The organism is Corynebacterium atrinae, assembly GCF_030408455.1.
In the GTDB taxonomy this organism is placed as follows: Bacteria; Actinomycetota; Actinomycetes; order Mycobacteriales; family Mycobacteriaceae; genus Corynebacterium; species Corynebacterium atrinae.
Map to the genome: position 1 here is coordinate 1,024,512 of NZ_CP046977.1, position 14,862 is coordinate 1,039,373.

The window sequence follows — 14,862 nt, forward strand, 5'->3', positions numbered from 1 at the left end:
GCACGTGAGCATCGAGCTCGAAGTGGGCACCCGGGTCACCGTCACCGTCCCCGGGTCCTCCGCCAACCTGGGCCCGGGGTTCGACACCCTGGGCCTCGCCCTGGGTATCTACGACACCATCGAGGTCGAGGTCACCGCCTCCGGCCTGGAGATCGAGGTGTACGGCGAGGGGGAGGACGACCTTCCCCGCGACGGCTCCCACCTGGTGGTCAAGGCCATCCGCTCGGCCCTCAACGCCGCCGACGCCGAGGCCCCGGGCCTGCGGGTGGTCTGCACCAACACCATCCCGCAGTCGCGTGGCCTGGGTTCCTCGGCCTCCGCGGCGGTCGGTGGCGTCGTGGCCGGCAACGCGCTAGCCGGTGATCCTCTAACTACCGAGCAGGTGGTCCAGCTCTCCTCCGCCTTCGAGGGGCACCCCGACAACGCCGCCGCCTCCGTGCTCGGCTCAGCGGTGGTTTCCTGGACCACCACCCCCGTCGACGGCTCCCAGCCCGGGTACCGGGCGGTCGCCGTCCCGGTGGACGAGCGGATCCGGGCCACCGCCCTGGTGCCGGACTTCCACGCCTCCACCCAGGCCGTGCGCCGGGTCCTGCCCAGCCACGTGACCCACACCGACGCGCGTTTCAACGTCTCGCGCACGGCCGTGATGACGGTCGCGCTGCAGAACCACCCCGAGCTGCTGTGGGAGGGCACCCGCGACCGGCTGCACCAGCCGTACCGTGCGGACGTGCTGCCGGTGACCGCGGAGTGGGTCAACCGGCTGCGCAACCGTGGTTACGCCGCCTACCTCTCCGGGGCGGGCCCGACCATCATGGTCCTGTCCACCGAGCCGGTCGAGGCCTCGATCCTCGACGAGGCCCGTGACGCGGGCCTGAAGGTCCATGAGCTCGAGGTGGCGGGACCGGTCACCGCGGAGGTCTCCCGGAACTAGCCGGCGACCTCGACGCGGCAGGTGCCGTCCCCGGCGAAGGGGCGCAGGGTCAGTGACACCGTGCGCCCCTGCGGATTGGTGGTGCCGAGGCTCTCCTCGAGGAAACCCTCGTGGATGGCGCAGACGAACGGCGTCGGCACGCTGTCGCCGGTGACGAAGGGGCAGGAGTGCAGGGCGACGGCCGGGGCGTCCCCGGGTGCCTCGGCGGGCATGGAGACCGGGTCGAAGCCCATGTCGCGCAGCCGGACGAACAACAGGTCGAGGGTCTCGGCGGGGGAGCGGGTGGGCTGATCGACCGCCCCCATGCGCCGGGCCCAGGTACGCCCGATCTCCCGGCCCCGGGCCAGGTTCTCCGGCGTGGCGGCATCGGTGTCGGTGAGCATCCCGGCGAGCACTTCGACCAGGGAGACGTATTCATCGGCGACGGTGCGGTTGTCGGGTACCCGGACCTGGAAGATGTAGGAGGGGCGGCCCCGACCCTCCGCCGGCAGCGAGGAGACCCGGACGGCACCGCGGGCGACGAGCTCGTCGAGGTGCCCACGGGCGGTGTTGACGTGCATGCCGAGGGTGGCTGCCAGCTCGGCCGATCCAGCGCCTTGGGGGAATGCTTGGAGTGCATCGAGGACTTCCCGTTGCTTGAGGCTCAGCTGCAGCGATTCCGAGAAAAGTTCGGTTGCTGGCTGGGGAGCTGGTGCTTTGGCCATGGCGGGAGGTGATCCTCTCCTAGGTTCTGGGATGGATGGTGATGGCGGCGGCCTTGGTAACGCACTCGACGGCGGTACCGTTGCTGAGCCCGAGGTCGAGGACGGAGCGCCTGGTCACGGGGATGCTCAGCCGGATATCGCCCACCTTGACGTGCACGGTTGCCCCGGAACGGGCGGTGGAGGCCACGACGGATTCTACGACTCCTGGCCAGACGTTTCGGGCAGATTCTCTCACCGTGGACGGGGATGGGAGGCGAAGGGTGGTTGCCTCGGGTGGGAAGGTAGCAACGGCGTTGTCACCGACCAGCGGAAGTTGATCGTCCGGGCCTGAGAACGTGCCAGCGATGTCCCATTGTCCTTGGTTAATTGTGATCGTGTCAACTTCTCTGGACGTGACGGTGCCAACAATTCGGTTCACTCCGGCCAAGGAGGCAACGAACTCATTCGGCGGGTTATCCAGCAGGTCGATGGTCGGTCCAGCGGCGGTGATGCTGCCGCCGGTGAGGACCACGAGGTGTTCCGAGAGTGCCGCCACTTCCAGCGGGTCGTGGGTGACCATCAAGGTCGTGCGGTCTTGGGCGGCGGCGCGCAGGAGACGCCGCCAGTGTTCGGCGGAGGCAACGTCGATGGCGGAGAGTGGTTCGTCGAGGATGAGGACGTCGGGTCGGGCGGCGAGGGCGCGAACGAGGGCCACGTGGGCGGCCTGCCCGCCCGAGAGTGCGGGGACGGCGACGCCCGCGAGGGGGGTGAGCCCGGCGGCACTGAGAAGCCTGGTGGTGGCGGCCCGATCCCGGGTGACCATCGTGATCGCCTGGGCGACGGTGGAAGCAGGCGGCAAGCCGGGACGCTGGGTGAGCAGGACGACGGAACCGTCGACGGTGACGGCGCCCCCGGTGAGGCGGCCGGCGATTTGGCTCATGAGGGTTGTTTTGCCGGAACCGTTGGGGCCGACGACCGCGGTGATGAGGTTGGCGGGGAAGGTGATGCCGTCGGCATCGACCGCAACTGCCCGGGCGGCGGGTGGGGCGTGAGGCTGCAGGGCGGGGGGTGTCAGGGCGTCGATAAAGCCGGGCGGGGTGGGGCGACGGCGCAGGATGGAGGGCAGGGCGGCGAGCCCGAGGACCACCACGGCGGAGAAGATGAGGATGGCGCCGAGGACATAGGCCTGGCCGGGGTCGGTTTCGCGCTCAAGGTAGATGCCCAGCGGCATCGTGCGGGTGACCCCGGGCATGGAACCGGCGAAGGTGAGGGTGGTGCCGAATTCGCCGAGGGAGCGGGCGAAGGCGAGCCCCGCGCCGGTGACGATCGCGGGCGCCACCGCCGGGAGGATGACCAGGCGGAGGATCTCCAGCGGCCGCATGCCCACGCCCTGGGCGCTGGCGGTGACCTCGGGGTCAAGCTGGCGGAGGGCCGCGTCGACGGTGACCACGACGAAGGGGAGGGAGATGAAGATGTGGGCGAGGACGACGCCGGGGAAGGCGAAGGCGAACTGGATGCCCAGGGCATCGAGAAGCGGGGCCGTCACCCCGCGCCTGCCGACGGCCGCCGTCAGTGCCAGGCCGCCGACCACCGGGGGCATGGCCAGCGGGAGCATGACCAGCAGCCGCACCAGACGCTGGCCACGCCGCAGGTGACGCAGCCAGGCGGCCAGCGGCACGCCGAGCACGGTGGTGATGAGGGTGGAGCAGATCGCGGAGGCAAACGTGACGGTGAGCAGGCTCGTTGTGTCTGGACTGGCCAGGACCTCCCCGAACCTCGACCACGGGACCCGGATGCCCAGCGCGATGACCGGGCCGAGGATGATGGCCAGCGCGATCGCCCCGAGGACGGCCACCACGATCGGTGGCCGCGGGGTGACGGGGCGGGGGACGGACATCGGTTAAGCGGTGACGGGGGTAAACCCATGCTTCGACCACAGCGGTGCGGCCTTGGGGGAGGTGAGCAGGGCGAGCAACTTCTCGGCTGCTTCCAGGTGCTCCGACGACGTCGTGGTGGCAGCCATCACGGAGTTGCGGTGTGACTCCGAGCCCGGAATCTCGATGACCTCAACGGCGTCGCCCGCCGCCTGGGCGTCGGTGCGATAGACCCAGCCGGCGTCAGCCTCGCCGGAGGTGACCTTGCCCAGCACATCCGCCACGGCGTGCTCCAAAGACACTGGCGTGACCTCGATGTTCTGCTCTTGGATGATCGTCTGGGAGGTTGCACCGCACGGGACGACCGGATCGCACAGCACGACGCTCGCGCCAGCGAGATCAGCAGTGCTGGTGATCCCGGCGGGATTGCCCTGGGGGACGACCATGACCAGGGAGTTCGTGGCTACCTCGACCGGATCGTTGACCAGGTCCTGGCCCACGGCGGAATCCATCGTCGGACGATCGGCGGTGATGAGCAGGTCGCCGGGGGACCCATCGGCCAGTTGCTGCACCAGCGTGGAGGAACCGGCGTTGATAAACGTCAGGTCGAGGTTGGTGAGTTCCTGCAGGTCCTCATTGAGCACGCGCGTTGAGGAGGCACCGAGGACGGTGAGCGCCACGCCAGCGTCACTGCTACTCGGATCGGTCGATGCGGCGGTGTCGCTCGAGCTGGAGGTGCAGCCCGCCAGGAGGGTGACGGCTGCCAAGAAGGCGGCCGCGGTCGCTCCGGCCCTGGAGAACAATCTCATGGAATTACCTTTCGGGTATCTCAATCAATGGTAGTGGAAACTGCGCCGGAATACAACCCCGGAATTCAACCCGGAATACAACCCCAGATCTACGCCCCGCGGGAGGGTGTCTCATTTCTTTCGTCGAGTTGTTCCGTGTGGGAACGGATCGGTTCCCAGGCCACGTGCTCTTTGACCGGACCGGTGCGGGTGTCGCGGGAACGATAGACCACGTAGGGGCGGGTGGTGTATCCCACTGGGGCGGAGAAGGCGTGGACGAGGCGGGTGAAGGGCCAGACTGCGAGGAGGGTGAAGCCGGCGATGATGTGGAGCTTGAACTGCCACGGCACGTCGGTCATGAGCTCGGGCTGGGCGTTGAAGACCAGCAGTTGGCGCAGCCAGGGGGAGATGGTTTCGCGGTAGTCGTAGCCGTGCGCGTCGCCGAATAGCTGGAGGCTGACGGTGGCGAAGAATCCGGTGAGGATGGCGCCACCCAGCAGGACGTACATCACCTTGTCGGATTTAGAGGTGGAGAGGAAGACCGAGCGATTGACAATGCGCCGGTAGAGCAACCCTGCCAGGCCCAGGATGGCGGCGATGCCTGCGAGCGTGCCGGGGTAGGTGGCGATGACGTGATAGGCAGCGTCGCTGATGCCGATGGCTTGGGTCCAGGATTTCGGGAATGCCAGTCCCATGAGGTGGCCGAGGATGACAAAGACCATGCCCCAGTGGAACAGGGGGGAGGACAGTCGCAGGAGTTTTGATTCGTAGATTTGGGTGGAGTGGGTCGTCCAGCCGAACTGGTCGGTGCGCCAGCGCCAGATGATGCCGATGACGAACGCGGCGATAGCCAGCCAGGGAAAGGCGACCCACAAGAATTCGTTGTAGTTGGCCATGATGGTGTCCTAACTCGATTCCAGGTGGGCAGTGGGGAAGGGCAGGGGTGTGCCGATGCCGACGAGTTCCGCCGGGGGGCCGGAGCGGATCAGGTCGAGGTAGTTGTGGGCGGTGTCGGCGTCGATCTGTGGCAGCGACATGGCGACGGCGATGATGAGGTGCGCGAAGGGCGAATTCTGCTGTTGCAGGGCGGAGCGGAGGACTTCGAGTCCGTCGCGGTGGGCGGCGAGCATCTCTACGGTCTGGGCGTGCTGTTCACCGTCGCTGCGCGCGACGGCTTCGAGGACGACACACAGGTGGTCGGGGAGTTCCTCGCGTTGCTCTTCAAATCCGAGCTGTTCCAGAGCTTGGCGGAAGGCCAAGATGGCGGTGCCGCGTTGGCGGGTATCGCCGACGGAGTAATACGAGAGGTAGAGGGAGCAGCGTCGCCGTTGGTCGAAGGTTTCGACGTAGTGCTCTTCCAGGCCGCGGCGCCCCAAGGCGCGCGCGGCGTCGGTGAAGGCGGCCACCTCCGCCGCTATCGCTGGCGGCAGGGTGTCAATGTGCTTATCGACGGCCGCGATCTTCGCCTCGAAGTCATCGTCCGGGTAGTCCAGGAGAAAGGACGCCGCGATGGCGACTGTCCGGCGTTGGTCATCAGTGACCTTGACCGGGGTGGTCAGTATGTCGGGGATGATCCCGACCGGGGTGCGGGCCATGTCAGGGCTCCTCGTGGCGAGGTGGGAACATCCCGGAGGGGCGATCTCCCGTCCAACTCAGCAGGGATACTTTCCCACTCGGCTCCGCGGCGTGCGTGGTGCAGGCCTCCGGGGCGCCCATGCCGAGGTCCGGGAATTGCAACGTCGGGTCCGAAGGATCGACGTCCCCGAACGGGTCGAGGGAGGTGATGCCGCGGGCGGATTCTGGCGACGCGGTGGGGATGACGTAGCGATCGTCGTATTTGGCGATGCCCAGGAGGCGATACGTCTTCTGCACGGCCTTGCCCGTCATCCCGACGGCTGCGGCGATCTCCTCCCGTGGTTCATTGCCCAAGTTGATGTCACGCATGTAGGAACGCGTGGCCACGAGCCGGCGCAGGGACCGTTCGACGGGTGCGGTATCACCCGCCGTGAACAATCCGGCGAGGTAGTCGAGTGGAATGCGCATCGTCGATAGGGCGGTGAACAGCACCTTGTGGTCTTCGCCATCGTTGCCGGAGGCGGTGACGGCGTCGACGACCGGGGATAGCGGCGGGATGTACCAGACCATTGGCAGGGTGCGGTATTCCGGATGCAACGGCAGGGCGACCTCGTAGGTGAAGATGAGATCCCAGATGGGAGACTGCTGCGCGGCGTCGATCCAGGAATGCGGGATGCCCGCTTCCTGGGCGGCGGCCACGACGCGGGGATCGTGCGGGTCGAGGAGGATGTCCTTCTGTGCCTCGTACAGATCCTGCGGGTTCTCGGTGGCGGCAGCCTCGGCGACCCGGTCGGCGTCGTAAAGCAACACGCCGAGGTAGCGCAGGCGGCCGACGCAGGTCTCAGAGCAGACCGTGGGCTGGCCGACCTCAATGCGCGGGTAACACAACGTACATTTTTCGGCCTTGCCGGTCTTATGGTTGAAGTAGACCTTCTTGTACGGGCACCCGGATACGCACATGCGCCAGCCACGGCACTGATCCTGATCGACGAGCACGATGCCGTCCTCGGTGCGCTTGTACATCGCACCGGAGGGGCAGGAAGACACGCAGGTCGGGTTGAGGCAATGCTCGCAAATGCGCGGCAGGTAGAACATGAAGGAGTCTTCGATTTCCTTCTGCACCGTGAGGTTCATCTGGTGCAAAACCGGATCCTCATCCATCGTGGCCGAGGAGCCGCCGAGGTTGTCGTCCCAGTTCGATGACCACGAAATCGTGTCGATATTCCTGCCGTCGAGTTGGGAAACCGGGCGTGCCGTGGGCTGGGTGTTCTGGTTGCTCGGTGCCTGCAGCAACTTGTCGTACTCGTAGGTCCAGGGCTCATAGTAGTCCTGGATGGTCGGCAGCTTCGGGTTGTGGAAGATGTTAAACAGCTTGGACAGGCGCCCACCGGCGCGCGGCTTGAGCTTGCCCGAAGACGTGCGGGTCCAACCGCCCTCCCACTTATCCTGGTCCTCCCAGCCGCGCGGGTAGCCCACACCGGGTCGGGTTTCGACGTTGTTGAACCAGATGTACTCGGTGCCTTCACGGTTGGTCCACGCCTGCTTACAGGTGACGGAACAGGTGTGGCAGCCGATGCACTTGTCCAGGTTCATGACCATGGCGATTTGAGCCATAACCTTCATTAGAACTGCACCTCCTGGGAGCGGCGACGGATGCGGGTGACCTCGTCGCGGTTGTTGCCGGTGGGGCCGATGTAGTTAAAGCCATAGGTCAGGTGGCCGTAGCCGCCCGCCACGTGGATCGGCTTGATCATGATGCGGGTGAGAGAGTTGTGGGTTCCGCCGCGGCGGCCCGTGTTCTCATTGAGCGGGGTGCCAACGGTGCGCTCCTGGGCGTGGTTCATAATCGCCGTGCCCTCCGGGATGCGGTGGGTGACAATGGCGCGGGCGGAGACGATGCCGTTGCGGTTATAGACCTCGATCCACTCGTTGTCCACGACGCCGATCTTCGCGGCGTCCTTGTCCGACATCCACACCACCTGGCCGCCCCGCGAGATGGAGAGCACGTGGAGGTTGTCAAAGTACTGCGAGTGGATGGACCACTTGTTGTGCGGGGTGAGGTAGCGGACGGTGACTTCCGGGTTACCGTCCTCGCCCTTGACCAGCTGGCCGGGGTTCGTCTCCCCGTTGAGGTGCAGGCGATCCAACGGTGGGCGATACACGGGCAGGGCTTCGCCGTAGTCGAGGAACCAATCGTGGTCGAGGTAGTAATGCATGCGACCAGACAGGGTGTGGAAGGGCTTGTCGTATTCGATGTTGATGGAAAAGGCGGTGTAGCGTCGCCCGTCCTTCTTGGAACCGGTCCACTCCGGTGAGGTAATGACCTCGGTGGGGCGTTCCTTGATCTGGTCCCACCCGATGTGGGTGCTCTCGTTTCCGGCGTAGAGGTCGGACATGTCGGCGCCGACGCGCTTGCCCTGGTTGGTAAATCCCTCCTTGGCTACCTCGCCGTTGGATACGCCAGACAGGTGCAAGATCATCTCGATGGCCTTGATATCGGTGTCGAGGTCCGGCAGATCACCAATGGAAGTCTCGCTGGTGCCGTTGATCAACCCCAACTCCTCCACCTGCTGGGAGACGTTGTAGGCCGTGCCGTGCACACCGGTGCCAAGCGTGCCGGTCAGCGGACCCAGGTGCGTCCACTTCTCGTAGATCTTGGTGTAGTCCCGTTCGATGGGAACGAGTTTGGCCATTGTCGTGCCGGGCACGAGGCCGGATTCCGCGAGATCAGGGACGATGCCATTGGGCATGTTCAACTCGTCGGGCGAGTCATGTCCCAGCGGAGCGGTGATGATGTCGGTCTGGGTGCCCAGCCACTTCACTGCCTGCTCGGCCACGGACTTGGACAGGTCACGGAAGACCTCGAAATCGGTGCGCGTCTCCCATGGCGGGTTGATGGCCGCGTTGAAGGAGTGAATGAACGGGTGCATGTCCGTGGTGGACAGATCGTGCTTCTCGTACCACGTGGCGGCCGGGAGGACGATGTCGGAGACCAGCGTCGTCGACGTGTTGCGGAAGTCCGTCGTGAGCATCAAATCGAGCTTGCCCTCGGGGGCCTTCTCCCGCCAGGTGATCGTCTCGGGGCGCTCATCCGGGGTGAGTTCGGTGGCCGTGGCATCAGAATCAACGCCGAGCATGTGGCGCAGGAAGAACTCGGTGCCCTTGGCGGAGGAACCCATGAGGTTGGTGCGCCAGTTGAGCAGGATGCGCGGCCAGTTCTCTGGGGCATCCGGGTCCTCGCAGGCGAACTGCATCTCACCGGATTCCAACTGGTCGACGATGTAATCCTTAACATCCATGCCGGCAGCGGCTGCCTCGTCGGCCAGGAGGAGAGGGTTGCGGTTGAACTGCGGGTAGGACGGCATCCAACCGCGCTTCATCGATTCGATGAGGGTGTCCGACAAGGACTTGGTTCCCACAACACCCCGGTTAGCCAACGGCGAGGCGAGGCGGGAAGCCTTGGAGTTGTCGTAGCGCCACTGATCGGTGGTGAGGTAGTAGAAGCCGGTGGTGATCATCTGGCGCGCCGGGCGCTGCCAGTCCAGCGCGAAGGCGTATTGCGACCAGCCGTTCATCGGCCGGAGTTTTTCCTGGCCGACGTAGTGCGCCCAACCGCCACCGTTGACGCCCTGGGTGCCACACATCGAGGTCAGGGCCAGGAAGGTGCGGTAGATGCTGTCGGCGTGGAAGTAGTGGTTGACGCCCGCGCCCATGATGATCTGCGAGCGTCCCTTGGAGTCCACCGCGTTCTGCGCGAATTCGCGGCCAATGCGGATGGCGGCGTTGGCGGGCACGCCCGTGAGTTCTTCCTGCCAGGCAGGGGTGCCCGGCGAGGTGGCGTCGTGGAAGTCAGTGGGCCACTGGCCGGGGAGATCGAGGTCGGGGCGGGGCACGCCGTAGTGGGCCAGCATGACGTCGAAGACGGTGGTGACCTTTTGTCCGTCGACGACCCGGTAGGGGACGCCGCGGGTGATGATGCCGGCGCCGATGGGCCCGGTGCCGTTGACATCGTCGGGGTCGGCGTCGAGGTCGAAGCGGGGCAGGAGGATCTCGGTGGTGCAGAAGTCCTCGGTGTCGGCGATGGATAGCACGGTGTCCACGCCGTCTTGGCGGAGGTTCCACTTGCCGGTGCCGTCGTCGCCGTAGCGATCGGCCAGGGTTCCGCCCGGGTCGACGATGGCGCCATCGGCCTGCATCATGAGCAGTCGGTGGGAGGCGTTGGGTGTGGAGCGGAGCTCGGCGTGGGAATCATCGAGCAGCGAGGCGGTGAGGAACTTGCCCGGGGTCAGTGAGCCATCCTCGCGCTCGTCGAGGGAGATGAGGAAGGGCGAGTCGGTGTATTTGCGCATGTAGTCGAGGAAGAAGGGGGTCTTCTTCGCCACGTGGAACTCCGAGAGGATGACGTGTCCCATGGCGAAAGCCAGGGCGGCGTCGGTACCCGGATCGATGCGCAGCCATTCATCGGCAAACTTGGTGTTGTCGGCGAAGTCGGGCGAGACGACAACAACTTTGGTGCCGTTGTAGCGGGTTTCCACCATGAAGTGGGAATCCGGGGTACGGGTGACGGGGATGTTGGAACCCCACATCATGAGGTAGGAGGAGTTGTACCAGTCACCCGATTCCGGAACGTCGGTCTGGTCGCCGAAAGTTTGCGGGGAGGCGGGTGGCAGGTCGGCGTACCAGTCGTAGAAGGAGAGGGCGACACCGCCGATCATCTGCAGGAAGCGGGTACCGGCGCCGTAAGAAACCTGTGACATCGCCGGAATGACGGTGAAGCCGGCCACTCGGTCCGGGCCGTACTGGCGGATGGTGTAGGTGTGGGCGGCGGCCGCGATCTCGATGGCCTCTTCGTAGGAGATGCGGATGAGGCCGCCCTTGCCGCGCTGGGAGACGTAGGCGTGGCGTTTCTCGGGCGTTTCCACGATTTCGCGCCAGGCCAGCACCGGATCGCCGAGGCGGGCTTTGGCCTCGCGGTACATGTCCACGAGGACGCCGCGGGCGTAGGGGAAGCGGATGCGGGTGGGGGAGTAGGTGTACCAGGAGAAGGAGGCGCCGCGGGGGCAGCCGCGGGGCTCATAGTCCGGCATGTCCGGGCTCGTGGTGGGGTAGTCCACGGCCTGGGATTCCCAGGTGATCACGCCGTCTTTGACGTAGACCTTCCAGGAGCAGGAGCCGGTGCAGTTGACGCCGTGGGTGGAGCGGACCATCTTGTCGAAGGACCAGCGGTTGCGGTAGAAGATGTCGGCTTGGCGGCCACCCTTGAGGAAGAGCTGCTGGCCGCTGTCGGAGACTTGGCCTTTGCGCAGGTAGCTGCCGAACTTAAACAGCGGGTTGGCGGTGGTAGTCATGGGATGGGTAGTCCTTTTCGGTAGCTCGGGGGAGGTGAGTTAACCGGGGAATGGGGCGTTGGGGCGGGCGTAGTAGATCCACACGAGGGTGGTGGCGAAGGCGAAGAAGACGACGCAGCCCCAGAAGAAGGTGGAGGGGGCAATCATGGAGAGCATGACGCCGACGATGAAGGGGCCGAAGGCGGCGATGGCGCCGGTCCAGCCGATGACGCCGCCGGCTTGGCGCTTGGGCAGGATCATGGGCATTTGTTTGAAGGTGGAGGCGTTGCCTACTCCGGAGAAGAAGAACAGGAAGAGCATGGCGCCGAGGAACCACCAGAAGTCATCCGGGGAGTCGGGGGTGAGGAAGAGGGCGGCGACGATGGTGGAGATGGTCATGCCAACGCCGGCGAAGAAGGTCCAGATGGCTCCGCCGTAGCGGTCGCACAGGGGGCCCCAGGCGGCGCGGACAAGGGAGCCGATGAGTGGGCCGAGGAAGGCGAACGCCGCGCCCTTGGGCAGGTCTTCGATGGCGTAGGTGGCAGCGAACTCGGAATTGCGGCCGTAGACGTTGTTGATGATCAGCGCGAGCTGGGCGGCGAAGCCGGAGAATGCGCCGAAGGTCATGAGGTAGGCGATGGTGAGGATCCAGGTGTTTTTGTTGCTGAAGATGTCCATCTGCTGCCTGAAGTTCGCCTTGACGGGAACATCTTTGAGGAACACCCAGGCGACGATGGCCATGGCGATGGCCCACGGCACCATGAAGATGGCGGGGTTGTGGACGAAGAGTTCGCCATCGCCTGTGCGCTGCGGGGCGATGAAGCCGATGCCCAGCAGGGTCACGCCCATGAGCCACGGGGCGAGAAGCAGGATGAAGGAGACACCGAAGTTGCCCAGTCCGGCCTGCAGACCGAGGGCGGTACCGGCTAGGCGCTTCGGGAAGAAGTAGCCGGTAGAGGGCATGAAGCCGGAGAACACGCCGCCGCCGATGCCGGCGAGGAAGGCCAGGCACAGCAGCCACCAGAAGGGGGTGTCGGTGTTTTGGACGGCGAAGAACCAGCCGAGCATGGGGATGACGAACAGGAGGGAGGAGATGGAGATGAGTTTCCGGGTGCCCAGGATGGGTGGGAGGAACATGAACACCAGGCGCAGGAGGCCGCCGGCGAGGCCGGGCAGGGAGGTGAGCCAGTAGAGCTGGGAGGTGGAGAGATCAAAGCCGATCTGGTTGAGCACTGGGGCGATGGCGGATACCAGGTACCAGGTACAGAAGGCCATGAAGAGGGTGAAGGTGGTGATCCAGAGGGTTCGCCAGGCTATGCCGGAGTCCCAGTTTTCTTCCTTCTCGGGGTCCCAGCCATGGAGGACCCGGCCTTCGGTGTTGAGGGCTGTTGACATGAATTCCTCACTCGTCACAAGGGGTGGATTATTAGTTAATGCTGGACGTTTGTTAATTACACGGTATAGGCTCTGACCTGCGATGTCTATTAATTAACACGAATAGTGATTAACTATTTAGGGCATGAATCTGTTGCGGAATTGACTAAAATTCACGACGTCGCTGGTAGCTCGATCGGGCGCCCACCCCACCACAGACAGGACTCATCATGGGAACCACCCTCACCGCGGTGATCATCGTCGCCTCGGATCGCGTCAGCAGCGGCGAGCGGGAGGATGCCTCCGGCCCGCTCGCCCAGCGACTGCTGGCCGAAGCGGGCATCACGGGAGACATCGTCATCGTCGAGGAAGGCTTCGAGGCGGTCTCGGCCGCGCTTGCCGACGCCCGCGCGAACCACCACCGCCTCATCCTCACCGTCGGCGGCACGGGCCTAGGCCCGCGCAATCAAACTCCGGAGGCCACCGAGCCGCTGCTCGCCGTCGTGCTCACGGGATTGATGACGCAGATCCTGCTCGAAGGCCTGGCGCACTCGCCGTGCGCGGGACTCTCGCGAGCCCTCATCGGACTCACCGGGCGCGGCCCCGATGATGCCCTCATCATCAATTCGCCCAGCTCGAAAGGCGCGGTCCGGGACACCCTCGTCGTCGTGGTGCCTTTGCTGCCCAACATTTTTGAGCGCTTGAGCTAACGCAACTCCCCGTAGACGACGCTCCCGCCGCCCTGCCAGCCACTATCGGCCGAGATGCCGGATTGCTCCCCGGCGATGACATCCCGCAGACGGGCCAGGGCGATCGTTTCCACCCATTCGCGCTGTTCGATCCCGATGTAGCGGCGGCCCAGCTTATGGGCGACGGCCGCGGTAGTCCCGGAACCCAGGTGATAGTCGAGGACCACATCCCCCGGTTCGGTGAACATCTCAATGAGCTGGCGTAAGAGCGATTCGGGCTTTTTGCCGTTGCGAAAGCTCACGCCCCCTTCGGCGGCGACCTTGTTGTACGCCTCGTGCACGTCGAGGAAGTTGGGGTAGGGGATGCGCGTGTGCGTCGAACCCTCCGGCACGCCCTGGAAGTAGGAGCCATTGCGATTGCCCGGTTTGGGGGTGTGGAAGAAACGGTGGCCGAGGCCATCGGCGCCAATGCCGGGGACGCGGATAAGCGTGAGGGGTGCTAAGTCCAGCGGTTCCAGATTCGCGACCCAGAACCGCCCCGAGGAGTTTTTCTCCCTCAGCGTGCCGCGGATGGAGTGGGTGCGGAAGGTGCCCTGGCCGGGTCCGACGTCGATTGCCTGCCAGGACTGGGGTGGGTAGATGGTGCAGGCGCGGCCGTCGAGAAGCATCGGTGTGCCGGGGCCGGTGAGCTCGACCTCCCAGCGGTAGTCCGCGAGATCGCGCTCGCGGAGCTGGCCCGGCATGCGGAAGGCCGGGCTCGTGGCGTAGATGAGGATCTGCTCCACGACATCGTTGAATTGCTTATCGGCCGTGAGGGCCCGGCCGGGGTGGCGGACCAGCGCATGAATGACGGCGACCTTGTGCAGCCCTTCGGTCTGATCGAGCAGGACCTCGAGGTAGGCCGATTGGTGGAAGGAGCATTGGACGATGACCACGGCGTCGTCGTGAAGCAACGGCAAGGCGGCGTCGATCCGGGATTGCATGAAACTTAGCCAATCGGCCCGGCTGCGCTTGTCGGCGTAGAGATAATCGGAGCTGCCGGTGTTGTACGGCGGGTCGATGTAGATGAGGCGAACGCTGCCCGCCACGTGGGGGCGCAGCGCCTGAAGCGCGGGGAGATTATCACCGCGGAGGATGAGGTTGTCGGCGGGGTCAAACGCGGATAGCGCTTCCGTGCCTTCCGGCGAATACCTGGTGAGCCCGCTCAGTTGATAGCTGCCCGCCTCATCGGGGGAGGCATCGCCGGGGTGGGACCAGGTGAGTCTGACCTCCGGGGACTTCGACATGCCTGCGATTCTAGTCCCGACAAACGGCGGCTACGCCGTGCGGGTGAACTTCAGGTGCCACTCCTCGGGGCCCTCCTGGAGGTAGGTGACCTCGAAATCCTCCGCGCGGTTGTCCACTTCCTGCAGCAGCGGCAGCGGGTTGTGCGGCGCGATGAGGATCATGGATTCGCCGACCTGGCGGGTGTCCAGGGCCCCGTGGATGGCGCCGTGGCGCACGGCGTGGGGGATCTGCGAGGCGTTGAGGGTGGGGATGTCCTGGGAGAGGGGAAGCTGCATGCCCATGGGGTGGGTGCCTTTCTGAAAAAGAGGGTGGATGGTCAGTTTCCACCCTAGAG

12 protein-coding genes are annotated in these 14,862 nt (G+C 65.3%); 2 read left to right on the forward strand and 10 right to left on the reverse strand.

Going from position 1 to position 14,862, the window contains the following annotated elements:
• Positions 1-4: 4 nt before the first annotated feature.
• A complete protein-coding gene (gene thrB, locus CATRI_RS05150) occupies positions 5-931 on the forward strand; it encodes a homoserine kinase (protein ID WP_290220332.1) in 927 nt (308 codons plus the stop codon).
• On the opposite strand, the gene CATRI_RS05155 is transcribed toward thrB, so the two are convergent.
• The 8 genes from CATRI_RS05155 to CATRI_RS05190 all read right to left on the reverse strand — a co-directional run bounded on the left by CATRI_RS05155 (position 928) and on the right by CATRI_RS05190 (position 12,573).
• Complete coding sequence (locus CATRI_RS05155) at positions 928-1,635, reverse strand: helix-turn-helix transcriptional regulator (RefSeq protein WP_290220333.1); 708 nt, start codon at positions 1,633-1,635, stop codon at positions 928-930. The two genes, thrB and CATRI_RS05155, sit on opposite strands and share 4 nt — an antisense overlap.
• Before the next feature lie 19 nt (positions 1,636-1,654).
• Positions 1,655-3,511, reverse strand: coding sequence for an ATP-binding cassette domain-containing protein (locus CATRI_RS05160; protein ID WP_290220334.1), 1,857 nt, complete (start codon positions 3,509-3,511; stop codon positions 1,655-1,657).
• 3 nt (positions 3,512-3,514) lie between these two features.
• The gene (gene modA / locus CATRI_RS05165) at positions 3,515-4,297 is read right to left on the reverse strand and encodes a molybdate ABC transporter substrate-binding protein (protein WP_290220335.1); all 783 of its coding nucleotides are present in this window, start codon (positions 4,295-4,297) and stop codon (positions 3,515-3,517) included.
• A gap of 89 nt (positions 4,298-4,386) precedes the next feature.
• Positions 4,387-5,172 (reverse strand): respiratory nitrate reductase subunit gamma, encoded by a 786-nt coding sequence (narI, locus tag CATRI_RS05170; RefSeq protein ID WP_047252839.1) that lies wholly within the window; start codon positions 5,170-5,172, stop codon positions 4,387-4,389.
• Between the two features lie 9 nt (positions 5,173-5,181).
• The gene (gene narJ, locus CATRI_RS05175; protein WP_290220337.1) at positions 5,182-5,871 is read right to left on the reverse strand and encodes a nitrate reductase molybdenum cofactor assembly chaperone; all 690 of its coding nucleotides are present in this window, start codon (positions 5,869-5,871) and stop codon (positions 5,182-5,184) included.
• Position 5,872: 1 nt separating this feature from the next.
• Complete coding sequence (gene narH, locus CATRI_RS05180; protein ID WP_290220339.1) at positions 5,873-7,474, reverse strand: nitrate reductase subunit beta; 1,602 nt, start codon at positions 7,472-7,474, stop codon at positions 5,873-5,875.
• Positions 7,474-11,199, reverse strand: coding sequence for a nitrate reductase subunit alpha (locus CATRI_RS05185; RefSeq protein ID WP_290220340.1), 3,726 nt, complete (start codon positions 11,197-11,199; stop codon positions 7,474-7,476). The genes narH and CATRI_RS05185 overlap by 1 nt, the downstream gene beginning before the upstream one ends.
• Before the next feature lie 39 nt (positions 11,200-11,238).
• Positions 11,239-12,573, reverse strand: coding sequence for a nitrate/nitrite transporter (locus CATRI_RS05190; RefSeq protein ID WP_290220342.1), 1,335 nt, complete (start codon positions 12,571-12,573; stop codon positions 11,239-11,241).
• A gap of 209 nt (positions 12,574-12,782) precedes the next feature.
• On the opposite strand from CATRI_RS05190, the gene CATRI_RS05195 reads away from it, so the two are divergent.
• A complete protein-coding gene (locus CATRI_RS05195) occupies positions 12,783-13,262 on the forward strand; it encodes a molybdopterin-binding protein (protein WP_290220344.1) in 480 nt (159 codons plus the stop codon).
• On the opposite strand, the gene CATRI_RS05200 is transcribed toward CATRI_RS05195, so the two are convergent.
• Together CATRI_RS05200 and CATRI_RS05205 are read right to left on the reverse strand one after the other, a co-directional pair.
• Complete coding sequence (locus tag CATRI_RS05200) at positions 13,259-14,527, reverse strand: DNA methyltransferase (protein ID WP_290220347.1); 1,269 nt, start codon at positions 14,525-14,527, stop codon at positions 13,259-13,261. The two genes, CATRI_RS05195 and CATRI_RS05200, sit on opposite strands and share 4 nt — an antisense overlap.
• A gap of 30 nt (positions 14,528-14,557) precedes the next feature.
• On the reverse strand, positions 14,558-14,803 hold the full coding sequence (locus CATRI_RS05205; RefSeq protein WP_047254239.1) for a DUF2249 domain-containing protein: 246 nt from the start codon (positions 14,801-14,803) through the stop codon (positions 14,558-14,560).
• Between the last annotated feature and the right edge of the window lie 59 nt (positions 14,804-14,862).